The organism is Bradyrhizobium macuxiense (assembly GCF_007993935.1).
Taxonomy (GTDB): Bacteria; Pseudomonadota; Alphaproteobacteria; order Rhizobiales; family Xanthobacteraceae; genus Bradyrhizobium; species Bradyrhizobium macuxiense_A.
Map to the genome: position 1 here is coordinate 121,646 of NZ_VITY01000006.1, position 22,365 is coordinate 144,010.

At 65.3% G+C, this 22,365-nt stretch carries 19 protein-coding genes; 8 read left to right on the top strand and 11 right to left on the bottom strand.

Going from position 1 to position 22,365, the window contains the following annotated elements; translation table 11 throughout:
* Positions 1–86: 86 nt before the first annotated feature.
* The 4 genes from FBZ93_RS17545 (at position 87) to FBZ93_RS17560 (ending at position 4,888) form a co-directional block, all read left to right on the top strand.
* Positions 87–1,985 carry a diguanylate cyclase gene (locus FBZ93_RS17545; protein ID WP_246667534.1) on the top strand — a complete coding sequence of 633 codons (1,899 nt, stop codon included), beginning with the start codon at positions 87–89 and terminating at the stop codon, positions 1,983–1,985.
* A gap of 129 nt (positions 1,986–2,114) precedes the next feature.
* Positions 2,115–2,360 (top strand): GlsB/YeaQ/YmgE family stress response membrane protein, encoded by a 246-nt coding sequence (locus tag FBZ93_RS17550; protein WP_050422003.1) that lies wholly within the window; start codon positions 2,115–2,117, stop codon positions 2,358–2,360.
* 93 nt (positions 2,361–2,453) lie between these two features.
* Entirely contained in the window at positions 2,454–3,296 is an 843-nt protein-coding gene (locus tag FBZ93_RS17555; RefSeq protein WP_028334810.1) for an AAA family ATPase, read from the top strand.
* Between the two features lie 89 nt (positions 3,297–3,385).
* A complete protein-coding gene (locus FBZ93_RS17560) occupies positions 3,386–4,888 on the top strand; it encodes a flavin-containing monooxygenase (protein ID WP_146987153.1) in 1,503 nt (500 codons plus the stop codon).
* A gap of 199 nt (positions 4,889–5,087) precedes the next feature.
* Here FBZ93_RS17560 and FBZ93_RS17565 read toward each other — a convergent pair whose 3' ends face one another.
* The 6 genes from FBZ93_RS17565 to FBZ93_RS17590 form a co-directional block, all read right to left on the bottom strand.
* Complete coding sequence (locus FBZ93_RS17565; protein WP_146987154.1) at positions 5,088–6,731, bottom strand: GMC family oxidoreductase; 1,644 nt, start codon at positions 6,729–6,731, stop codon at positions 5,088–5,090.
* A 28-nt stretch (positions 6,732–6,759) separates the two neighbouring features.
* Positions 6,760–7,353, bottom strand: coding sequence for a GNAT family N-acetyltransferase (locus FBZ93_RS17570; RefSeq protein ID WP_146987155.1), 594 nt, complete (start codon positions 7,351–7,353; stop codon positions 6,760–6,762).
* 134 nt (positions 7,354–7,487) lie between these two features.
* Positions 7,488–8,414, bottom strand: coding sequence for an SMP-30/gluconolactonase/LRE family protein (locus FBZ93_RS17575; RefSeq protein ID WP_146987156.1), 927 nt, complete (start codon positions 8,412–8,414; stop codon positions 7,488–7,490).
* A gap of 485 nt (positions 8,415–8,899) precedes the next feature.
* Positions 8,900–9,787 (bottom strand): 4-(cytidine 5'-diphospho)-2-C-methyl-D-erythritol kinase, encoded by an 888-nt coding sequence (locus FBZ93_RS17580; protein ID WP_146987157.1) that lies wholly within the window; start codon positions 9,785–9,787, stop codon positions 8,900–8,902.
* Between the two features lie 342 nt (positions 9,788–10,129).
* Positions 10,130–11,917 (bottom strand): tetratricopeptide repeat protein, encoded by a 1,788-nt coding sequence (locus tag FBZ93_RS17585; RefSeq protein ID WP_146987158.1) that lies wholly within the window; start codon positions 11,915–11,917, stop codon positions 10,130–10,132.
* 411 nt (positions 11,918–12,328) lie between these two features.
* On the bottom strand, positions 12,329–13,987 hold the full coding sequence (locus FBZ93_RS17590) for an electron transfer flavoprotein-ubiquinone oxidoreductase (protein WP_146987159.1): 1,659 nt from the start codon (positions 13,985–13,987) through the stop codon (positions 12,329–12,331).
* Positions 13,988–14,172: 185 nt separating this feature from the next.
* Here FBZ93_RS17590 and FBZ93_RS17595 point away from each other — a divergent pair, with 185 nt between their 5' ends.
* Positions 14,173–14,997, top strand: a complete 825-nt coding sequence (locus FBZ93_RS17595; protein ID WP_433995420.1) for a uracil-DNA glycosylase — start codon at positions 14,173–14,175, stop codon at positions 14,995–14,997.
* A gap of 111 nt (positions 14,998–15,108) precedes the next feature.
* Here the strand turns inward: FBZ93_RS17595 and FBZ93_RS17600 are convergent, their stop codons facing one another.
* From FBZ93_RS17600 to FBZ93_RS17615, 4 genes are all read right to left on the bottom strand, one after another.
* Positions 15,109–16,614 carry a glycosyltransferase family 39 protein gene (locus tag FBZ93_RS17600; protein ID WP_146987160.1) on the bottom strand — a complete coding sequence of 502 codons (1,506 nt, stop codon included), beginning with the start codon at positions 16,612–16,614 and terminating at the stop codon, positions 15,109–15,111.
* A 373-nt stretch (positions 16,615–16,987) separates the two neighbouring features.
* The gene (locus FBZ93_RS17605; RefSeq protein WP_146987161.1) at positions 16,988–17,758 is read right to left on the bottom strand and encodes a ribonuclease HII; all 771 of its coding nucleotides are present in this window, start codon (positions 17,756–17,758) and stop codon (positions 16,988–16,990) included.
* 91 nt (positions 17,759–17,849) lie between these two features.
* Positions 17,850–18,296: a VOC family protein gene (locus FBZ93_RS17610; protein WP_146987162.1), complete on the bottom strand. Its 447-nt coding sequence runs from the start codon at positions 18,294–18,296 to the stop codon at positions 17,850–17,852.
* A gap of 142 nt (positions 18,297–18,438) precedes the next feature.
* The gene (locus tag FBZ93_RS17615; protein WP_146987163.1) at positions 18,439–19,605 is read right to left on the bottom strand and encodes a PA0069 family radical SAM protein; all 1,167 of its coding nucleotides are present in this window, start codon (positions 19,603–19,605) and stop codon (positions 18,439–18,441) included.
* Positions 19,606–19,770: 165 nt separating this feature from the next.
* Between FBZ93_RS17615 and FBZ93_RS17620 the strand changes: the two genes are divergently transcribed.
* From FBZ93_RS17620 to FBZ93_RS41955, 3 genes are read left to right on the top strand one after another with little or no spacing between them, the layout of a single operon-like run.
* A complete protein-coding gene (locus tag FBZ93_RS17620; RefSeq protein WP_146987164.1) occupies positions 19,771–20,340 on the top strand; it encodes a glycosyl transferase in 570 nt (189 codons plus the stop codon).
* A 42-nt stretch (positions 20,341–20,382) separates the two neighbouring features.
* Positions 20,383–21,324: a bifunctional helix-turn-helix transcriptional regulator/GNAT family N-acetyltransferase gene (locus FBZ93_RS17625; protein WP_146987165.1), complete on the top strand. Its 942-nt coding sequence runs from the start codon at positions 20,383–20,385 to the stop codon at positions 21,322–21,324.
* 29 nt (positions 21,325–21,353) lie between these two features.
* Positions 21,354–21,470, top strand: a complete 117-nt coding sequence (locus FBZ93_RS41955; RefSeq protein ID WP_433995425.1) for an RSP_7527 family protein — start codon at positions 21,354–21,356, stop codon at positions 21,468–21,470.
* 185 nt (positions 21,471–21,655) lie between these two features.
* Here the strand turns inward: FBZ93_RS41955 and moaB are convergent, their stop codons facing one another.
* Positions 21,656–22,219, bottom strand: a complete 564-nt coding sequence (gene moaB / locus FBZ93_RS17630; RefSeq protein WP_146987166.1) for a molybdenum cofactor biosynthesis protein B — start codon at positions 22,217–22,219, stop codon at positions 21,656–21,658.
* Between the last annotated feature and the right edge of the window lie 146 nt (positions 22,220–22,365).

A 22,365-nucleotide genomic window follows, 5' to 3' on the forward strand; every position in this document is an offset into this window, starting at 1 on the left:
CAGCTTCGGCTCCCGGCGGCGAAACGTGACGTTAAGATGGGACGTTGATCACTGGAGCTAACACGACGCCAGTGGACCCGATCGCCTTGCCCCACCGCAACGCCAAGCTGCCGAAACTGTTCTCGCCGACGGCGATCGTCGCCGCCGTGGTGACGGCGATGAGCATATTCGTGCTGGGTCTGCTGATCTGGAAGGCGGTCGAGGCGCGCACCACGGCCCTGTCGCAGGGCGAACGCGACATCCGCAACCTCACCCATTCGCTGGCGGAACACGCCTCCCATTCGGTCCAGGCGATCGACGTGGCCATGAACGCCATGGTCGACCTGCTGAAATACCAGAAGCCCCGCGTCGACCGCTTCAACGCGGCCTTGCGCAAGACCGCGGATGCGCTGCCGCAGATCAAGGAGATCGGCGTCATCGACCCCGACGGCAACCGGATCTACTCCTCGGCCGCGGAGCTGCCGGCCCACAACAACGCCGATCGCGGCTATTTCATCAGCCATCGCGACTCGCCGGACGCGACGCTGCATATCAGCGAGCCGTTGCAGTCCCGCCTGACCGGGCATCAGACCATCGTGCTGTCGCGACGCGTCACCAGGGAGGACGGCAGCTTCGGCGGCGTGCTGTTTGCGACCATCGAAAGCGGCTTTTTCGACCAGTTCTACCAGGCCTTCGAATTCGGTCCGCATGCCGGAATTACCCTGCTCCGCCTCGACGGCGTCGTTCTGGCGCACTGGCCGGCGGGCAAGTGGAGCAAGGAGGTTTCCGCGGCCTTCAAGGCGCAGATCCAGCAGGACCGGACGGGCTATAGCAGGACCACATCGCCGTTCGATGGACGCGTCAAGTTTCTCGGCTTCGAGCGCGCATCGCAATATCCGATCGTGGTCACCGTCGCCTTGCCGGAAGCGCAGGTGCTCGCCGCATGGCATGAGGATCTGCGCAACGACCTGTTCGTTGCCGTGATTCTGATGGGAAGCGTCATCCTGTTCGCCATCCTGTTGGGCAAGGAGTTTGCCAAGCGGGCCAAGGTCGCGCGGATGCTCAGGGAGCGCGAGGCGCGCTACCGGCTGCTGGCCGACAACATCGCCGACGTCGTGATCCTGCTCGACCGCAACGGCCGCTTCCTGTTCGTGTCGCAGTCGGTCGAGACCATCCTCGGCCGCAAGCCGGACGATCTGATCGGCAAATCCTGTTTCGAGTTCGTGCATCCCGATCACCTCGCCGACGTCGCCAAGGCGACATCGGAACTGACCAATTGGACCACCACCAAGACCGTCGAATTCAAGACCTTCCGCGCCGACGGGACCGAGGTCTGGGTCGAGATCAACTTCAAGCTGGCCGGGATTGCGGAAGACCATCAGGCCATCGAGGTCGTCGGCGTGCTGCGCGACGTGACCGAGCGCCGCAAGATGGAGGACGAGCTCAACGCGCTGAACGTCCGCCTGTCCGAGCTTGCGACCACCGACGGCCTGACCGCGCTCGCCAACCGCCGCAGCTTCGACAGCGCGTTGCCGCGCGAGTTCCGCGACCGCGAGCTGATCTCCCTGATCATGCTCGACATCGATCACTTCAAGGACTTCAACGACACCCAGGGCCATCAGGCCGGCGACGAATGCCTGAGACGGGTGGCGCGCGTGATCGCCGATGCCACCACCAACACCACGGCCATGGCGGCGCGCTACGGCGGCGAGGAATTCGCGATCATCCTGCCCGGCGTCGGCGAAGAGGATGCGCTGAAGGTCGCCGAAGCGATGCGCCTCACGGTGCGATCGCTGGCGATCGCCAATCCGGCCGCGCGCCGCGGCGTGGTCTCGATCAGCCTCGGCATCGCCAGCCGATCGGCTGCGACCGCGAACGAGACCGAACTGCTCGGCCAAGCCGATCTCGCACTCTATGAGGCGAAACGCAGGGGACGCGACTGCGCGGTGCTGGCCTCGTCGCTCGCGGGTGACAGTCATTCCGCAGGGCGGAAACAGTACGCCTGACATACTATGCGCCAGCTGCTTATGCGCTGGCTGCCGTTCAGGGTACCGCTGCGCTGCGGAATCCGCCCTAGACCGCCCGGCGTTTTCATTTACAATTGCGCCTGACAAGACAATGGGCAGGACGTTTGAATGGGCATCATTGCGGCACTGGTGATCGGTGCGATTGCCGGCTGGCTCGCCGGGCTGATCGTCCGCGGCGCGGGCTTCGGGCTGATCGGCAACATCGTGGTCGGCATCATCGGCGCGCTGGTGGCGGGCTGGCTGTTGCCGCAACTCGGCGTCAGCCTCGGCAGCGGCACGGTCCGCGACATCGTCAACGCGACGATCGGTGCTGTGGTCGTGCTGGTGATCCTGTCGCTGATCAGACGAGTCTGATCGAACAATTTGCAATTCCCACGGCCGCTGCGAGAGCGGTCGTTTCATGTTGAGGCCGAACCGGCCAGCGAACGAAACAAGGCAAAGAGATAGATGAAATTCACGGGTACCAAGGACTACGTCGCCACCGATGACCTCAAGGTCGCCGTCAACGCCGCCATCGTGCTCGAGCGCCCGCTGCTGGTGAAGGGCGAGCCCGGCACCGGCAAGACCGTGCTGGCCGAGGAAGTCGCCAAGGCGATCGACGCGCCGCTTCTGACCTGGCACATCAAATCGACCACCAAGGCGCAGCAGGGCCTCTACGAGTACGACGCGGTGTCGCGCCTCCGCGACAGCCAGCTCGGCGACGCCCGCGTGTCCGACATCAAGAACTACATCAAGCGCGGCAAGCTGTGGGAGGCCTTCACCAACGAGAAGCGCCCGGTGCTCCTGATCGACGAGATCGACAAGGCGGACATCGAATTCCCCAACGACCTGCTGCTCGAACTCGACCGCATGGAGTTCCACGTCTACGAGACCGGCGAGACCATCAAGGCGAAGCTGCGCCCGATCGTGATGATCACGTCGAACAACGAGAAGGAACTGCCGGACGCGTTCCTGCGCCGCTGCTTCTTCCACTACATCAAGTTCCCCGACACCGAGACGATGGGCAAGATCGTCGACGTGCACTTCCCCGGCATCAAGAAGCGCCTGGTGGAGGAAGCGCTGCGGATCTTCTTCGAGGTGCGCGAGGTTCCGGGCCTGAAGAAGAAGCCCTCGACCTCCGAGCTGCTCGACTGGCTCAAGCTGCTGCTCAACGAGGACATCACGCCCGAGATGCTCCGGGAGCGCGATCCGCGCAAGCTGATCCCGCCGCTGCACGGCGCGCTGCTCAAGAACGAGCAGGACGTGCATCTGTTCGAGCGGCTGGCGTTCCTCAGCCGCCGCGAAGTCTAGTTTCGAGATCGGCGGACGCCGGGGCGATGGCTCCGGCGTTTTGCTTCCAGTGCTCAACAACAAGCCAACAAACAAGAAGACCAGGGAAGATGAACGTCCAGACCCAGATCCGTGCCGCCGAGCCGGTCACCACAGAGCATTTCGACGTCCTGATCGCAGGCGCCGGCATTTCCGGCGTCGGCGCCGCCTACCACCTCACCACGCAATGCCCGGGCACCAGCTTCGTGGTGCTGGAGACGCAGAAGACCTTCGGCGGCACCTGGTCGACCCACCGCTATCCCGGCATTCGCTCCGACAGCGACCTGCACACTTTCGGCTATCGCTTCAAGCCGTGGACCAGCGCGCCGATCGCGAGCGCAGCGGAGATCCTGAAATACATGGGCGAGGTGATCGAGGAGAACGACCTCAACTGCCACATCCGCTATCGCCACACCATCACCGCGGCGAAGTGGTCGAACGAGACCAATCTCTGGACCATCGATGCCACCCGCATCGACACCGGCGAGCGGCTGCGCTTCACCACCAACTTCTTCTGGATGTGCCAGGGCTACTACCGCCACGACGCGGGCTATACGCCCGAATGGACCGACATGACGAAGTTCAAGGGTACGGTCGTGCATCCGCAGACCTGGCCCGACGACCTCGACTACAAGGGCAAGCGCGTCATCGTGATCGGCTCCGGCGCCACCGCCGCGACCCTGATCCCGGCGATGGCCAAGGATGCCGGCCATGTCACCATGCTGCAGCGGTCGCCGACCTATTTCCGCACCGGCCGCAACGCGATCGAGATCGCCGAGGAGCTGCGCCGGCTGCAGGTCGACGAGGCGTGGATCCACGAGATCACCCGCCGCAAGATCCTGTTCGAGCAGGATGCCTTCACCAAGCGGACCTTCGCCGAGCCGGAGGGCGCCAAGAAGGACCTGCTGGCGGCGGTCGAGGCCGTTCTCGGCAAGGACTACGACATCGCCACCCACTTCACGCCGCGCTACCGGCCGTGGCGGCAGCGCATCGCCTTCATTCCGGATGCCGACCTGTTCCACGCCATCAAGGGCGGCAAGGCGTCGGTCGTCACCGACGAGATCGACCGCTTCACCGAGAAGGGCATCCTGCTCAAGTCCGGCAAGGAGCTCGAAGCCGACATCATCATCACCGCGACCGGCTTCCACCTCTCCGCCAATGGCGGCATCGACTTCGAGATCGACGGCAAGCCGCTCGACTTCAAGGACACCGTGACCTATCGCGGCATGATGTTCACCGGCGTGCCGAACCTCGTCTGGGTGTTCGGCTATTTCCGCGCCAGCTGGACCCTGCGCGTCGATCTGGTCGGCGACTTCGTCTGCCGCATGCTCAAGCACATGAAGGCAACCGGCGTGAACAAGGTAACGCCGGCGCTGCGCCCCGAAGACCACAACATGCCGCTGCTGCCGTGGATCGATCCGGAGAACTTCAACCCCGGCTACATGATGCGCGGCATGCACCTGTTGCCGAAGCGCGGCGACAAGCCGGAGTGGCAGCACAACCAGGACTACTGGGCCGAGAAGGACGAATTCCCGGCGATTGATCTCGACGACAAGGCGTTCGTCTACGGCTGAGCTGCTTCTGCTTTCCGGTCTCCAACGGCGACACACCCAACGCTGTCGTCCCGGCGAAGGCCGGGACCCATACTCCGCGGCGGATGTTGTCGACGGAATTCGTCATTCCACTGGCGCTCAACAATGAGCATCGGTGGTTATGGGTCCCGGCCTTCGCCGGGACGACGCTGAACGGCTATCGTCGTACCTATCCGCTTCCTCACGCATACTCCGGCAGCTTCGCCGCCGCCTCGGGCGTCTTGCCGCGGATCATGTCGGAGGCCTTGTCGGCGATCATCAGGGTCGAGGCGTTGAGATTGGCCGAGATCATCCGCGGCATGATCGAGGCGTCGATCACGCGCAGGCCTTCCATGCCGTGGACCCGAAGCTGGTCGTCGACCACGGCCCACGATGCATCCGCCGGTCCCATCCGGCAGGTGCAGCCGGGATGGAAGGTGGTAGTGCCGCGTTGGGTCGCGGCCGCAAGCAGCTCCTCGTCGCTCGTGACCTTCGGACCGGGAAAGTCCTCATAGGCGAAATACGGCTTGAGCGGCTCGGAGGCGAGCAGCCGGCGCGCCAGCTTCATGCCGGCGACGACGACGCGGCGATCGATCTCCTCGGCGAGATAATTGGTCTGGATGATCGGCGGCGCGAACGGATCGGCCGAGCGGATTCGGACATAGCCGCGGCTCTCCGGCCGCTGCTGCCATGAGGCAACCGTCATGCCGGGTTCGTCCTCGAGCTGGCCCTGCACGCCTTCCTTGTAGCTCGCCGGCGTGAAGGTGAGTTGCAAATCGGAGCTCTCGGTGGTCTCGCCGGAATGCCAGAAGCAGTAAACCATGGTCGGCGACAGCGACAGCAGCCCGCGCCGCGTCGTCGCCCATTTGATCGCCTCGCCCCACAGGCTGAAGCCGCGGCGCAGCTCGTTGATGGTCCGGATGTTCTTGACCCGCGCCACCGAACGCGGCGCGTAGTGATCCTGCAGGCCTTCGCCGACACCCGGCAGCGCGTGGCGCACCTCGATGCCGTGCGACTGCAGCAGGTCGGGCGAGCCGACGCCGGAGAGCTGCAACAGCTGCGGCGAATTGTAGGCGCCGCCGGAGAGGATGACCTCCTTGGTGGCGCGGATCTCCAGCGGATCGCCGTGCTTGCCGCCGCGGTTGTAGCGTACGCCGACCGCGCGCTTGCCCTCGAAGATGATGCTGGTGACATGGGCATGCGTGCGCACATCGACATTCGGCCGCTTTCGCGCCGGATGCAGGAAGGCGGTGGCGGCGCTGACCCGGCGGCCGTTCAGGATGGTGCGCTGGCAATACGACACGCCCTCCTGGATCTGGCCGTTGTAATCAGGATTGCGCGGAATGCCGAGGCTGACCGCGCCCGCCATGAAGGCCTCGCAGAGCGGGTCCTGCCAATCCATCGTGGTGACGGTGAGATTGCCGTCGCGGCCACGATAAGTGTCGTCGCCCTCGCCGATCCTTCGCTCCATGCGCCGGAAATACGGCAGCACGTCGGGATAGCCCCAGCCGCGATTGCCGAGCTGCGCCCAGGTGTCGAAATCCTGGCGCTGGCCGCGATTGTAGATATGGCCGTTGATCGAGGACGAGCCGCCGAGCGTCTTGCCGCGCGGCGCGTAGATGCTGCGCCCGCCGGTATAGGGACCAGGCTCCTGCTGGTAGGCCCAGTTCACGCTCTTCATGTGGAAGGTCTTGATGAAGCCGGCCGGCAGATGGATGTAGGGATGCCAGTCGCTCGGCCCCGCCTCGAGCACGCACACCCGCGTGCCCGCGTCCTCACTCAACCGGTTGGTCAGCACGCTCCCGGCGGAGCCCGCGCCGATGATCACATAATCGAACGTTTCCATCGTCTCGTTTCTGGCGCCGACCACAGTGTCAGCGCGGCTTTTCGTTGAGTTGATAGTTGAGATGCGCCTTCACCGTCGGCCATTCGCTGGCGATGATGCTGTAAACCACGGTGTCGCGCAACGTGCCGTTGGGCGCGATCTGGTGGCTGCGCAGGATGCCGTCCTGCTTGGCACCCAAACGCTCGATGCCGCGCCGGCTCTGGTGATTGAAGAAGTGCGTGCGGAACTCGACCGCGATGCAATCGAGCTTCTCGAAGGCATGTTGCAGCAGCAGCAGTTTGCACTGCGTGTTGACCGCGCTGCGCTGCACGCGCTTGGCGTACCAGGTCGAGCCGATCTCGACGCGGCGGTTCGGCGTGTCGACATTCATGTAGGTGGTCATGCCCGAGATCCGGCCATCGGCATCGAACACCGTGAACGGCAGCATCGAGCCGGCCTTCTGCAGGCCAAGCCTGCGGTCGATCTCTTTCGCCATGTTCTCTGCTTGCGGAATCGCGGTGTACCAGAGCTTTGACAGCTCGCCGTCCTTCACCGCCTCCGTCACTCCAGCGAGGTGATCATGCGACAGCGGTTCGAGCCGCGCATGCGCGCCGCGAAGGGTGACCGGTTCAAGCCAGGGCATTTTGTTATCCTTCGTCTGTAGTCTCGCGCGACCTTAACCGTCATTGCGAGCGAAGCGAAGCAATCCATCCGTCCACATATGCGGATCGATGGTTTGCTTCGTCGCTTCGCTCCTCGCAATGACGGTGGGCTCGATCACTTGTTCAGAAAATTCAGCGGCAATCCCGGCCGCGACCAGTCCATCGCGATCAGCTCACCCTTGCCCGACAGCGTGATGTAGGCAGTCTTTAGATCGGGACCACCGAAGGCGATGTTGGTGGTGACGCGGTCGCCGGTCGGCACCTGCTCGACCACGGTGCCATCGGGCGCGATCACCGAGATGCAGCCCGAGATCAGGGTCGCGACGCAGACATTGCCGTTCGCTTCGACCGCGAGTGAATCAAACATCTGGTAGCCGCCGAGCCCCGCGATCGGCTTTCCCCGCTCGCCGCGATAGATCACGTCGCGCGGCTTGATGGTGCCCGGCTCGGACAACTCATAAGCCCACAGCCGCGCCGTCGGCGTCTCGGCGATGTAGACGGTCTTCTCGTCCGGCGAGAGACCAATGCCGTTGGCCGGCAGGATGCCGTGCACGGCCTCGACGATCTCGTTCATGCCGGGCTTCAGGTAATAAAACGCGCCGACATCCATGTCGCGGGCGCGGCGCTTGCCGAGATCGGAGAACCAAAGGCCGCCCTGTCTGTCGAACACCAGGTCGTTCGGCCCGCGCAGCTCATGCTCGCCGCACTTCGTCACCACGGTCTCGACCTTGCCGGATTGCAGATCGACGCGCTGGATCGAGCCGCCGAGATAATCCTCCGGCTGCGGTCCCGGCATGATCATGTTCTTGGTCGGGATCCAGGAGAAGCCGCCATTGTTGCAGATGTAGATCTTGCCGTCGGGACCGAGCGCGGCACCGTTCGGGCCGCCCGGCACCTTGGCGACGATCTCCTTGCGCCCGTCCGGATAGACCCGGGTCAGCCGCTGGCCGCGGATTTCGACCAGCACGACCGAGCCGTCGGGCATCACGACGGGACCTTCGGGAAACTCGAGATCGGTGGCGAGAACTCGGATATTGGCCATGGCATCCTCCCGGCTCTTTGGCTGCCGGCGGTCTCCGAACGGCCCCGCACGTGCAACGTTGTTGTTTCATCCTGTTATGGCAAACGGGGTTTGGCTTGCCAAGCAATCCGGGGCGCAACGCTGCCCGGCGTTGGGGTGGGATGATGCGGCAGAGAGGATGTCGTCCCGGCGAAGACGCGATGTCGCCACATCCACAGGTGTCGTCCCGGCGAAGGCCGGGACCCATCACCACAGGGCTGAGTTGTTAAACAAGGCTGCGGCCACGGCGTCGCGCAACAATGAGCATCGATGGTTATGGGTCCCGGCCCCCGTGCGCAATTGCGCACTAGGCCGGGACGACATCGAGTATGTTGCACGGTTGGTGAGTCACACATCCGCGTGCTCGCGGCAAGTTTCGCCCGAGCTTTGCTCTTCGGCCCGCCTTGTCGCACCTTACTCTACGTCGTTCCCCGATGCGCAATTGCGCATCTGTGAATGACGAAACGCTAGCTCAGCGAGCCCGCGTGCACCCACCAGCCGGGATGGTCGGCGCGGAGTTTTTCGCCGGCGGCCTCGGCGTCGGCATCGGTTCCGAACACGGCAAAGCAGGTCGCGCCGGAGCCCGACATGCGCACCAGGCGAACGCCGGTGGTCGCGCGCAGCGCGGACAAGACGTCACTGATGACGGGCTCGATGCGCGCCGCGGGGGCTTCGAGATCGTTGGTGCCGCGCGAAAGCGCTGCGATCCAATCGTCGACCGCGCGGCCGGCCTCCGGCCAGGCCGGCGCCTGCATCACGACATCGGTGGCGCCGATCAGGAGTTCGCCATGGCGCAGGCCGAGCGCATTGAAGACGTCCTTGGTCGCGACCGGCACGCGCGGATTGACCAGCACGGCCGGCATTTTCGGCAGGTCGAGCGGGAGCAGGCCCTCGCCGACGCCAGTCATGTCGCAGGCGCGCGAGGCGACGCACACCGGCACGTCGGCGCCGGTCTGCAACGCGACCTCCATGATCCTGCTATCGTCGAGCGAGAGCTCGTTGAGCCGCGCCAACAGCCGCAGCGCCGCCGCGGCATCCGCCGAGCCACCGCCGATGCCGGCCGCAACCGGCAGCACCTTCTCCAGCGTGAAGTGGCCGACCTCGAGATCCACGACGCGCTCGCCGAGCAGCCGCGCGGCCTTGAGCACGAGATTCTCGGAAGTATCGCCGCAGGCGTCGGCCAGCGGTCCCGCCATCGTCAGCGACAGCTCCGGGCCCGGCTCGAGCGTGAGACGATCGGCGCAATCGGCAAACGCGACGACGCTCTCGAGATCGTGAAACCCATCGACGCGCCGTCCGACAACCTTCAACGTCAGGTTGACCTTGGCACGCCCTTCTTCAATCAGCGCCGGCACGGCGATAAACCCCTAAAAAACAAACATCGTGATGCGATTAGCGTAAATCGCCGTACGATCCTATCCCTTTGTTTGGACGGAAATTCCGGGATTTGGGGGCTGTATTAGCCTGGCTTCACCTCTCCCGCTTGCGGGGGAGGCAAAGGAAGAGGCTCAGCGCGCGGCAACCGCTGCCGTCTAACCGCATCAGCCGCCGTCGTCCCTGCGAAAGCAGGGACCCATAACCATCGATAATTATTGTTGTAGACTGCCCGAACGACGAATTCGGTTCACAACATGCGCCGCGGAGTATGGGTCCCTGCTTTCGCAGGGACGACACCGAGTTTACCGCACCAACAAACCCTAGCCGCCCTTGCCGTCGTCGTCCTTCTTCTTGTCGGCGGCGGCGGCGTTCGAGGTGTCGTCCGGCAGGCCGTTGTCGATCTTGGCCTGGATCTTCGGCAGCTCTTCCGGCTCGGGCTTGAGGTCGCGGGCATGCGCCCACTGGAACTTGGCTTCCAGGGTGCGGCCGACGCGCCAGTAGGCGTCGCCGAGATGGTCGTTGATGGTCGGATCTTCCGGCTTCAGATCGATCGCGCGCTCGAGGTTCTTCACCGCCTCGTCGTAATTGCCGATCCGATAGTAAGCCCAGCCGAGGGAGTCCACGATGTAGCCGTCGTCAGGGCGCTGATCGACGGCACGCTTGATCATCTTCATGCCTTCGTCGAGGTTGATGCCCTGGTCGATCCAGGAATAGCCGAGATAGTTCAGCACATGCGGCTGCTCGGGCTGCAGCTCGAGCGCCTTGCGCATGTCGGCCTCGGCCTTATTCCACTGCTTGGAGCGCTCCTCGCAGATGCCGCGGTAGTAATAGGTGACCCAGGCATTCTTGTCGCCGCTGCCGGCCGGCAGCGCGTCGATCGCCTGCGAATAGGTGGTGGCGCAGTCGGCGAACTTCTTGCGGCCGCGCTCGATGTTGCCGAGCGCCAGGATCGCCTCGATGTCCTTCGGCTGATCCGCGGTGACCTCCTTGAGGATCTTGATCGCCTCGTCGCTGCGGTCGGCGGCGTCGAGGTTGGTCGCGAGCTGGATCTGCGCGTTGCGCTTCAGCGGCGACGACGCCGGCATCCGCTCATAGACCTTGATCGCCATCTGCGGCTTCTTCACCGATTCATAGAGATCGGCGAGCGACAGCAGCGCCAGCGGATGGTTGGGCTGCAGATAGAGCGCGAGCTGCAGGTAGACCAGCGCGAGGTCCTCGCCGCCGCGGCGGGTCAGCGTCGCGCCGATGCCGTACAGCGCTTCGGCTGCGCCGGCCTGCGGGCTGTCGACCAGCGGCGGCAGCTTCTTGCCGGCCTTGGTCTCCTTGATGCCTTCCAGCACCAGCGGATGGCGCGGTAGCTTCTTGTCGAACGCCTCGTACATCGCGGTGGCGGCGGCTGCATCCTTGTTGCGCGAGGTCCAGCGCGCATATTCGTCGACCGTGCGCAGCATCGAATCGTCGAGCTTGTAGACCTTCTCGAAGCGGGCGCCGGCATCTTTCTCCTTGCCGGACAACTCGTAGATCATGCCGGCGTGCAGGTCCTTGAAGATCGGATACCATTCGGGGCCGGTCAGCTTGTCGATCGAGGCGACCGCGCCCTTGCTGTCGCCGGCGCCATAGGCCGCCCAGGCCGACAGCAGCGTCGCCACCAGATCGGTGATCGGGCCGCGCACCGACTGGTTGATGTTGGACTGCGCCGCGGCGTACTTCTTCAGCTTGAGGTCGCGCACGCCGACCACGAGGCGGGCGACGCGGTTGGCCTTGTCCTGGGTCAGAATGCGGTCGGCGAGCTTGACCGCCTCGTCGATGTCGCCGTCGGCGAGCGAGGAGATGAAGGCGCGGTCGAGCAGCTCGGAATTCTTCGGATCGGTGCGCAGCGCCGAGCGGTAGAACGCCGCGGCCGAGGCCGCATCGCGTTCGACACTGGCGTGGCGGGCGGCGAGGTAGCTGCCGGCCGTGGTCAGCGATTTCAGATCGTTCTTGGACGGGAATTGGGCGGTATTGTCGGTCGGATGTTCCGGCGTTTGCGCCGCCAGCTGCGCAGGCACGGCAAGCGCCGCGGCAGCGAGAAGGGCAATCGTCAAGCGGTTGAAACGGGTGGACAGCATCACGGTCGCCTTGCTCCAGGGATTTACGCCAAGATGGATTTTACGGCCAAGATCTTGCGATCAGTCTCAAAATGCGAACCCAAGCGGCGGCATCACGGCGAGCGACAATGCCGCTTTTGGCGGTTATCCGCAAGGATCGCCCAAAGGCAACCCGTGACGAATCAATTGGCAGATTAGGCCCTTAGATCCGCCGATCCAGCCAGCCCCCGCAAGACGCTCCCACTATGGCGGTATCGTGACCGGGCCGGGCATATTCGCGCGCAGACGCAAAAAGCGCCGGATCCTGACGCCACGACACCTTGTTCCGAGTTTCCTGACGTATCCGACAGTGCAATCCGGCCGCTTCCGCAAGGCAAAGGCCAAGCGGAGGTTGCGGCGGGCTGCGCTCGGCCTCACGCAAATGTGGTCGGCTTACATCGCCTCGTAGTTCGGACCGCCGCCGCCCTCCGGAGGAACCCAGGTGATGTTGCCGTTGGGATCCTTCACGTCGCAGGTTTTGCAGTGGACGCAGTTCTGGGCGTTGATCTGGAAACGCGGTCCTGCGGATTCCTCGACCCACTCGTAGACGCCGGCCGGGCAATAGCGGTTGGAGGGACCGGCGAACACGTCATGTTCCGACGTCTTCTGCAGGTTCATGTCGGCGACCTTGAGATGGACCGGCTGGTCCTCCTCATGGTTGGTGTTGGACAGGAATACCGACGACAGCTTGTCGAACGAGATCTTGCCGTCCGGCTTCGGATAGGCGATCGGCTGGTGCTGCTTGGACGGATCGAGCGTCTTGCGGTCCGGCTTGGCGTGCGACTGGGTACCGAACAGCGAGAAGCCGAGCGTGTTGCACCACATGTCGAAGCCGGACAGTGCCATTCCGAGCAAATTGCCGAACTTCGACAGCAGCGGCTTGGCGTTGCGGACCTTGAACAGGTCCTTGCCGATCGCCGACGAACGCCAGGCATTTTCATACTCGACGAGCTCATCATTGGCGCGGCCGGCGCCGAGCGCGGCAGCGACGTGCTCGGCGGCGAGCATGCCGGAGCCCATCGCGTTGTGGACGCCCTTGATGCGCGGCACGTTGACGAAGCCCGCGGCGCAGCCGATCAGCGCGCCGCCCGGGAAGGAGAGCCGCGGCACCGACTGGTAGCCGCCCTCGGTGATGGCGCGCGCGCCATAGGCGAGCCGCTTGCCGCCTTCGAACAGCTCGCGAATATCGGGATGCGTCTTCATCCGCTGGAATTCGTCGAACGGCGACAGATACGGATCGTTGTAGTTCAGGTGAACGACGAAGCCGACCGCGACGCGGTTGTCGTCGTAATGATAGAGGAACGAGCCGCCGCCGGTCTTGTCGTTCAGCGGCCAGCCGAGCGTATGCTGCACCCGGCCCTTGTTGTGTTTCGCCGGATCGATCTGCCAGACTTCCTTCAGGCCGATGCCGAATTTCGGCGGCTCGGAGTTGGCGTCGAGCTTGAACTTCGCGATCAGCTGCTTGGACAGCGAGCCGCGCGCGCCTTCGGCGAACAGCGTGTACTTGCCGAGCAGCTCCATGCCGCGGGTATAGGAATCCTTGTGGCTGCCGTCCTTGGCGACGCCCATGTCGCCGGTCGCGATGCCGCGCACCGCGCCCTTGTCGTCATAAAGCACCTCAGCGGCGGCGAAGCCCGGATAGATCTCGACGCCGAGCGCTTCCGCCTTCGGCGCCAGCCAGCGGCAGACATTGCCGAGCGAGCCGATGTAGCAGTGATGATTGTTCATCAGCGGCGGCATGATGAAGTTCGGGATGCGGAACCAGCCTTGCGACGTCGCCCAGTAGAAGCGGTCGCTCGTGACCTGGGTCTTCAGCGGACAGTCGGCATCCTCGCGCCAATCGGGCACGAGCTTGTCGAGGCCGGCCGGATCGATCACCGCGCCCGACAGGATGTGCGCGCCGACTTCCGAGCCCTTCTCCACCACGACGATCGAGAGCTCCGGATTGAGCTGCTTCAGCCGGATCGCGGCCGACAGGCCCGACGGGCCGGCGCCGACGATGACGACGTCGAATTCCATAGACTCGCGCGGAGGAAGGTCTTCAGCACTCATGATCTTTGATCTCAGCCCATTGAGAACGCTTCTAAGCTTTTCAGAGGTCGTTGTTTCCGATTTTTGGCGGAAGGACAACCATGGAATTGCGCTTTGCGAGGTTTCGCGCGGCCGCGACGCCACAGGAGCATAATCTTTTCCAAAAACCAGCCTCCGCTTTTCCCGTTCATGCTAAAATTACATCCATGATGGCCCTGCCGCCCGAGCCCACCCCTACACTGCAGCAATTGCTGGCCTTTTACCTCGAGGCCGGGGTCGATTGCGCGCTTGGCGACGAGCCGATCAACCGGCTGGAGGAGGCCGAACCAGTTCCCGCCCTCGCCGCGCCGCGGCCGGTGGCGCTCAATCCGCTGCGGCCCCCGCCGATCCCAGCAGTTCCGCGCAGCGAAATCACCGTCGCGCCGGACGCCGCGATCGCCTCCGCGCGCGAGGCCGCGCGCACCGCGGCGACGCTTGAAGCATTGCGCACCCTGATGGAGACGTTCGACGGCTGCGCGTTGAAGCACACCGCGACCCGGCTGGTGTTTGCCGATGGCAACCCCGAGGCACGCGTGATGTTCGTCGGCGAGGCGCCGGGCCGCGACGAGGACATCGAGGGCCTGCCGTTCGTCGGCCGCTCCGGCAAGCTGCTCGACCGCATGATCGCCGCGATCGGGCTCGACCGCAGCAAAGCTTATATCGCCAACGTGATCCCGTGGCGGCCGCCGGGCAACCGCACGCCGACGCCGCAGGAGACGCAGGTGTGCCTGCCCTTCATCCAGCGCCACATCGAGCTGGTCAATCCCGACGTGCTGGTGACGCTCGGCAATCCCTCGACGCAGGCACTGCTCGGCACGCGCGAGGGCATCATGCGCACGCGCGGCAAATGGATCGATTACGACACCGGCACCCGCACGATCCGCGCGGTCGCCACCTTCCACCCGGCCTATCTGCTGCGCTCGCCGTCGTACAAGCGGCTGTCGTGGCAGGATCTGCGCGCGATCGCGAAGGTGTTGCAGCCGGCTTCGTAAATCCGTAGCCCGGATGGAGCGAAGCGTAATCCGGGTCAGGCTGCGGAAGGTTGAGGAAGCGGCCCCGGATTTCGCTGCGCTCCATCCGGGCTACGGCTTCACATCAAACCACTACCCCTTCGGCCGCACGATCGCCCAGCCGATCCGCAGCACCGGCTGCCGGCCGTTGACCAGCCGATCGAACGAGCGCGGCACTTCCGGCACCAGGCCGGGGAAGCGTTGCGCGAGTTCGGGCGGCGGCGTACCGGCGGTGTCCTGCGCGCGCCAGACCACGACGCCGCCGGTCTCGTTGAACTTCGCGACCGACAGCCAGGGCGTCCGCTGCGGCGCGGCGTCGAGCAACAGATGCGGGCGGCGCCCGTTCATCGCAATCAGGCTGGCGATCTCGGGATCGCCGGCCACCGCGCGCAGGCGCTGGTTGGTGCGGCGCTCATAGCTGTCGTCGAAGAAGCGCCCCATCGCGGCCGCCGGCAGCGAGGTCGGCACCTCCTTGGTGCTGGTCCAGGGCAGGAACAGCGCCGCCGCCAGCGCCGCGGCAGCAGGCGCCGCGACCGCGAAGGCCCACACCGAACGCAGCAGCCGCTGCCGCCGCAGATGGATCAGATCGCCGGTCGCGACCACGACCGCCAGCCCCGACATCAACAGCGCGACACCGGCGCCGCCGAAGGCGCGATCCAGATCGAACAGGGCGGAGATGAAGCTGCTCACGATCGCCGGCGCGAATGCGAAGAAATAGACGAATTGCTGCGCCAGCGGACTGACCGGCGGTCGGTAGATGATCGGGGCATCCTCACCGTCTCGGGCAAACCAGCGCGAATTGAGGATCGCCAGCACCACGATCGCCACCGTCGCCACGATCAGCCCGCCGAGCACGACACCCCAGTGCAGGGCGCGCGCCTTGAGATCGGCGAGCGCGGGCAGTGCCGGCAACGCCAGCACGTCGGCGCGGACCAGCCAGATCAGATAGGGCAGCGCCAGCACGATGATGACCAGCAGCGCGTAGAGCGGATCGACCGCGCGCAGCGTGCGCCGCCCGCGCTCGGTTGCGACCGCAAAGCCTGACACCAGTAGGATCATGCCGATCGCCGCCGGCGTCGTCAGCAGCAGCAGGCCGCAATCGATCGACCAGGCGAACCAGGCGCTGCGCCGGTTCTGCCCGATCAATTGCCAGGAATGCAGCAGCAACAGCGCCCACAGCGGGCGCGCCAGGATCAGCGGGCCGAACTCGAGGCTCGGCGAGGAGAACACCACGACCGTCATCGACAGCAGCACCGCCAGCACGCCCTGCGGGCCGCCGACAATGGCGCGCGCCAGCTGGTAGAAGGCGATGAAGGTTGTGATCTCGCAGACCTGCGCCAGCAGATAGACACCGAACACGTGGTTGCCGGCGGCGCGGAAGGCGATGTCGGCGAGCCAGAACGCCAGCGGCGGCCCCATGTCGGTGCCGACCTGATATTCGCGGCCGAAGGCGAGGACGGTGGCGAGATTGCCGGGCGGGCTGCCGTAGAAGATCAGCGGCAGGACCAGCCAGATCGCGGCCTGCACCAGCACCACGACCCACACCACGAGGCGCGGCCGGGCGCGGATCAGTTCGACAACCAGGGAGGTAAACCGCATGAAACGCCTGAAATGCCCCAGCCACCCGCGAGCATGATCCGGAAAAGTGCGAAGCGGTTTTCCGAAAAGATCATGCTAGAACACGGCGGCGTCTTCTGATCCCGAGGGTTTTGATAACGGGCGGCGGCGGTGGAGGCAACCGGCGTCAGGTATGCCGACGCACGATCCTCAAACTCCGTTGTCATCGCCCGCGAAAGCGGGCGATCCAGTACGCCGCGGCCCCTCGATCGAAAACGACTGTCTCTGGAATACTGGATCGCCCGGTCCCGTCTACGCCAAGGCTTCGACGAGGCAAGCGGCCTTGGGCGAGCCGAAGCTTTAGCGGAGGCGGCGAGCCCGGGCGATGACAGCGTTGGGTGGGTTGAAGGCGGTGCTACGCCGCTTCGGACGCCGCGGCGGCTTCGCTTTCGGCGTCGACCGTGAACAGGTCGGGCTCGGCGGGAAGCGGAAAATGCTTCAGCCGTGCGGCAACGACGGGGGCGAAGAAGCTGCGGTGATGGGTGCTCGGCCCGAGCCGGTCCAGCGCCTCGAGGTGCTCGGGCACGCCGTAGCCCTTGTGCTGCTCGAAACCGTAGCCGGGGCAATCCAACGCCAGCGCGCACATCAGGCGGTCGCGCGTCACCTTGGCGATGATCGAGGCCGCCGCGATCGAGGCCACGATGCCGTCGCCGCCGATCACGGCGTCGCAGTCGCAGGGCGTGGCGAGCTTGTCGCGGCCGTCGACGAAGACGTGCTTCGGCATTTCCGGCAGCGCATGCACCGCGCGCGCCAGCGCCCACAGCGAGGCGCGCAGGATGTTGTCGCGGTCGATTCGCGCCGGCGAGGCCACCGCGACCGAGAACGCGGCGGTGGCGCAGATCTCCTCGAACAGTTCCTCGCGGCGCTCGGCGGTCAACCGCTTGGAATCATCGAGGCCCTTGGGCACGCGATCGGGATCCAGCACGACGGCGGCGGCGACCACGGGCCCCGCCAGCGGGCCGCGCCCGGCCTCGTCGCAGCCGGCGACCGGCCAGACGCCGCGCTTGATCAGCGCGCGCTCGCGGCGAAAGCTCGGCCGGGTCACGGCGATGACGCGATTGGCCGGCTTGGCTGGCGCCTTGTTCGACGCGGTCTTTGACGTAGCCTTGGACTTGTCCCGAATCATGCGGGGATCGTGATCAACCAAGGCCCGCGACGCAACCGGGAACCCGGTGCCCTTCCCCGTTATTCAACTCGGCCCACTCCTCTTCCCGCACCTAGTCGGGAATCGACACCCGCCCGCTCTCGAGCACCTCGAATCCCGGCGCGCGCACCACTTCCCACGCGTGGCCGTCGGGATCGCCGAAATAACCGCAATAGCCGCCATAGCTGGTCGGCTGCGCCGGCTTCAGCAATTTGGCGCCTTTCGACAGCGCGAACGCCATCACCCGATCGACCTCGGCATCGTCGTTGCAGTTCCAGGCAATTGAAACGCCGTGGAATGCTGATGGCCGCGGCTGATCGGGCAGCCCGGCGTCGTCGGCGAGCAGATGCCACGGGAACAGCCCGAGCACGCTGCCACCGGTCTCGAAGAAGGCCACCTCCTCGCCGGTGGCGCGCATCTTCCTGCTGAAGCCGAGGGACTCATAGAAGGCGATGCTGGCGCGCATGTCGTTGACGCCGAGGGTCAGGACGGTGAAGCGTGCGGTCGGGGCGTTACTCATTGCTGCACTCACTTTATTTAACGTTGTCGCCATCTTGCATCTTCGTAGCCCGGATGGAGCGAAGCGCAATCCGGGAATATCTCGCAACCATGTTCGACCGTCCCGGATTTCGCTGCGCTTCATCCGGGCTACGGGATCTCGCCTAGAACAGACTGAGCTGCTGCCCGCTGCGCTTCGGCTTGGCGAAGTGATCGGTGGTCAGCTTGGTGCGCCGCTTGTTGAGGCCGAGCTTTTCGCAGGCGATCTCGAAGCGGCGGCCGATCATCCAGGCCATCGGCCCGGTGCCCTTCATCCGCGTACCCCATTGCGAGTCGTAGTCGCGGCCGCCGCGCATGTCGCGGATCAGCGTGAAGACGTGGCGGTAGCGGTCGGGATAGTTCGCCATCAGCCATTCGCGAAAGAGGTCGCGGACCTCGAGCGGCAGCCGCAGCAGCACGTAGCTCGCCTCTTTCGCGCCGGCATGGGCAGCGGCATCGAGGATGCGCTCGATCTCGGAATCGTTCAGCGCCGGGATCACGGGCGCGACCATCACCGTGGTCGGGATGCCGGCCTCGGTGAGCCGCTTGATCGCCTCGAGCCGCTTCGGCGGGGTCGAGGCGCGCGGCTCCATGGTGCGGGCGAGCTTCGCATCGAGCGTCGTCACCGAGAGCGCGACCTTGGCGAGATTGCGCTTGGCCATCCGCGCCAGGATGTCGATGTCGCGGGTCACCAGCGCCGACTTGGTGACGATGCCGACCGGATGACCGGCGCGCTCCAGCACCTCGAGAATGCCACGCATGATCTTCCGTTCGCGCTCGATCGGCTGATAGGGATCGGTGTTGGTGCCGATCGCGATCATCCGCGCTTCATAATCGGGCGCCGCCAGCTCCTTCTCGAGCAGCGCCGGCGCGTCGGGCTTGGCGAACAGCTTCGACTCGAAGTCGAGCCCCGGCGACAGGCCGAGATAGGCGTGGGTCGGCCGCGCGAAGCAATAGACGCAGCCATGCTCGCAGCCGCGATAGGGATTGATCGAGCGGTCGAAGCCGATGTCGGGCGAGTCGTTGCGGGTGATCACCTTGCGCGAGGTGTCGAGCGTGACGCTGGTGGTGAACGGCGGCAGGTCTTCGAGGCTCTGCCAGCCGTCGTCGAAGGCGACCCGCGCCTCGGCCTCGTAGCGGCCGCTGGCGTTGGACTGCGCACCGCGGCCGCGCCGCCGCTCGCGCTCGATTGCGACCGCAAGCTCGGGAAAAGGGGTGGGTGCACCCGCCGGGTTATCGGAGGGCGCCGTTACCGGCGGGTGCTTGAGGGCATGAGAGGATGCTCGGCTCATGCTTTGAAGCTAACACAGCCGGAGAACAAATCAAGAACAAGCGCAGAGAAAATCCACAAAGTGATGACGCAAAAATCTGCAGATGAGAAGGCTGCTTTGAATATGACAAGGTGATAACACGGCCGGAGTTTTCCTGAACCGTTTGAGCCACCGAAGCCTCAAATCATGCTGAGCGTGATCATTCCAACCGACGGGATCGAGCGCACCGCGGTCGCAACCTTGGCCGCGCTGGTGCCGGGCGCGGCCGCCGGTGTGATCCGCGAAGTGCTGCTGGTCGACCGCACCAACACCGACATCATGGAACGCGTTGCCGACGTCGCCGGTTGCCGGTTCCTGCGTTTCGAGGGCACGCGCGCCGCGGCGCTCGCGGCCGGCGCACGGCAGGCGCGCTCGCCCTGGCTGATGTTCCTGCATCCGGGCGCGGTGCTCGATGCCGGCTGGATCGAGGAAACCACCCAGTTCATCCAGATGGTGGCGGCGAGCGGCAAGGATCGCGCCGGCATCTTCCGCTACGCCCGCGCGCCCTACTCCGACCCCGGCCTGCGCGACGGCCTGAAATTCGTCGCTCGGATGATCGCCGGCCCCTCGGCCGAACAGGGCCTGCTGATCGCGCGCGAGCATTACGAGCGGATCGGCGGCTACCGGCCGGACGCCCGCCGCTCCGAGGCGCGGCTGCTGCGCCGGCTCGGCCGCTCCTCCCGCACCATGCTGCGTAGCCGGATCATGGTCGCTTAAAGGGTCTTGCATATTATTTGATTCCGTCAAATAATATATTTGATGAAATCAAATTCCTACGACGCCGCCCTCGAAAGCCAGGTTGCCGCGGTCCGCGGCTTCAGCCGGTTCTATACCCGCAAGCTCGGCATCATCGAGCCGAAGCTGCTGCACTCCCCGTTCACGCTGCAGGAAGCGCGGATCATCTACGAGCTTGCGCATCGCGAGCACTGCATCGCCACCGACCTGGTGCGCGATCTCGACCTCGATGCCGGCTTCGTCAGCCGCACGCTGGCAGCGCTGCAGCGCCGCCAGATCGTGACGCGCAAGCCGTCGAAGGCCGACAAGCGCGTCAACGAGGTGGCGCTGACCGCCAAGGGCCGCGCCACGGCCGCAGACCTCGACAGCCGCTCGCGCGACGAGGTCGCGGCGCTGCTGATGCAGATCGACAGCAGCCACCGCGCCGCGGTGGTGCATGCGATGAGCACAATCGAACAAGCGTTGGAGCCAACCATGCAAAAACCCACCGGCTTCCTGCTGCGCAGCCACCGCGTCGGCGACATGGGCTGGGTCGTCTCGCGGCAGGGACAAGCCTACGCCGCGGAATACGGCTGGGACATCAGCTACGAGGCGTTGGTAGCCGAGATCTGCGCGCAGTTTCTGCGATCGTTCGATCCGGTCCGCGAGCATTGCTGGATCGCGGAGGTCGATGGCGAGCCGGTCGGCTCGATCTTCCTGGTCAACGGCGGCGACGGGATCGCCAAGCTGCGGCTGTTGCTGGTCGAGGAGAAGGCGCGCGGGCTCGGCGTCGGCCGCGCCCTGGTCGAGCAGTGCATCCGCACCGCGCGCGAGAAGGGCTACAAGAAGATGACGCTGTGGACCCAGAGCATCCTGGTCGCCGCGCGCGGCATCTACGCCCGCGCCGGCTTTCAGCGCGTCAAGGAAGAGAAGCACCACAGCTTCGGCGCCGATCTGGTCGGCGAGACCTGGGAGCTCAAGTTGTGAAGCCGCAGCGCCGCGAAACCGGGCGGCGCGTGACGGCTGAGCTGATCACATTCTATGCGCGCAGGGCGCATGCGCTGCGGGCCGAGGCGTATCGCAGGGCGGTTCGCGCGTTGTGGCGCGGCTTGGTCAGGCTGATCAGCGGTTAATAGCTTCCCGATCGCGGAATTTTGACTCCGTAGCCCGGATGGAGCGCAGCGCAATCCGGGAACGCTACCGCCGCGGGGAAACTGCCCCGGATTTCGCTCCGCTTCATCCGGGCTACGGGGACCAGGCTCGAGATTCCGGGTTCGTGCTTCGCACGCCCCGGAATGACGATGGAGAGATACAAGGACTACGCGCTCGATCCCTTCGCCTTCGGGCGGCGGAGGTGCTCGTCGAGCCGCGGCATGATCTCGACGAAGTTGCAGGGGCGCGTGCGGTAGTCGAGCTGCGCGGCCAGGATTCCGTCCCAGCCGTCGCGGCAGGCGCCGGGCGAACCAGGCAGGCAGAAGATGAAGGTCGCGCCGGCAACGCCGGCGGTGGCGCGGCTCTGGATCGTCGAGGCGCCGATCTTGGCATGGCTCAGCATGTGGAAGGCGATCGAAAAGCCGTCCATCCGTTTCTCGAACAGCGGCTCGACCGCCTCCGGCGTCACGTCGCGGCCGGTGAAGCCGGTGCCGCCGGTCGTGATCACGGCATCGACGCCCGGGTCGGCGATCCAGCGCCGGATCACGGCGCGGATCGCCTCGACATCGTCGGTGACGATCTCGCGCGCCGCGAGCTTGTGGCCGGCCGCGGTGAGACGGTCGGCGAGCGTGGTGCCCGATTTGTCATCCGCCAATGAGCGGGTGTCTGAAATCGTCAGCACCGCGATGTTGAGCGGGACGAATGATTTGGATTCGTCGATTGAAGACATGGCAGTGCGCTCCTTCCGCACATCCCGCCGTCATCCTGAGGTGCTCGCGAAGCGAGCCTCGAAGGATGGGCCGCGGGCTCCGTCATCCTTCGAGGCTCGCCAAGAGGCGAGCACCTCAGGATGACGTCACAGGCAGCGCACAACTA

Coding starts and splice junctions, on each gene's coding strand:
- FBZ93_RS17610 (WP_146987162.1), bottom strand. CDS start 18,296: ATGAGTAACGCCCCGACCGCACGCTTCACCGTCCTGACCCTCGGCGTC.
- FBZ93_RS17550 (WP_050422003.1), top strand. CDS start 2,115: ATGGGCATCATTGCGGCACTGGTGATCGGTGCGATTGCCGGCTGGCTC.
- FBZ93_RS17565 (WP_146987154.1), bottom strand. CDS start 6,731: ATGGAAACGTTCGATTATGTGATCATCGGCGCGGGCTCCGCCGGGAGC.
- FBZ93_RS17575 (WP_146987156.1), bottom strand. CDS start 8,414: ATGGCCAATATCCGAGTTCTCGCCACCGATCTCGAGTTTCCCGAAGGT.
- FBZ93_RS17555 (WP_028334810.1), top strand. CDS start 2,454: ATGAAATTCACGGGTACCAAGGACTACGTCGCCACCGATGACCTCAAG.
- FBZ93_RS17620 (WP_146987164.1), top strand. CDS start 19,771: ATGCTGAGCGTGATCATTCCAACCGACGGGATCGAGCGCACCGCGGTC.
- moaB (WP_146987166.1), bottom strand. CDS start 22,219: ATGTCTTCAATCGACGAATCCAAATCATTCGTCCCGCTCAACATCGCG.
- FBZ93_RS17570 (WP_146987155.1), bottom strand. CDS start 7,353: ATGCCCTGGCTTGAACCGGTCACCCTTCGCGGCGCGCATGCGCGGCTC.
- FBZ93_RS17595 (WP_433995420.1), top strand. CDS start 14,173: ATGATGGCCCTGCCGCCCGAGCCCACCCCTACACTGCAGCAATTGCTG.
- FBZ93_RS17615 (WP_146987163.1), bottom strand. CDS start 19,605: ATGAGCCGAGCATCCTCTCATGCCCTCAAGCACCCGCCGGTAACGGCG.
- FBZ93_RS17585 (WP_146987158.1), bottom strand. CDS start 11,917: ATGCTGTCCACCCGTTTCAACCGCTTGACGATTGCCCTTCTCGCTGCC.
- FBZ93_RS17625 (WP_146987165.1), top strand. CDS start 20,383: ATGAAATCAAATTCCTACGACGCCGCCCTCGAAAGCCAGGTTGCCGCG.
- FBZ93_RS17590 (WP_146987159.1), bottom strand. CDS start 13,987: ATGAGTGCTGAAGACCTTCCTCCGCGCGAGTCTATGGAATTCGACGTC.
- FBZ93_RS17560 (WP_146987153.1), top strand. CDS start 3,386: ATGAACGTCCAGACCCAGATCCGTGCCGCCGAGCCGGTCACCACAGAG.
- FBZ93_RS17600 (WP_146987160.1), bottom strand. CDS start 16,614: ATGCGGTTTACCTCCCTGGTTGTCGAACTGATCCGCGCCCGGCCGCGC.
- FBZ93_RS17605 (WP_146987161.1), bottom strand. CDS start 17,758: ATGATTCGGGACAAGTCCAAGGCTACGTCAAAGACCGCGTCGAACAAG.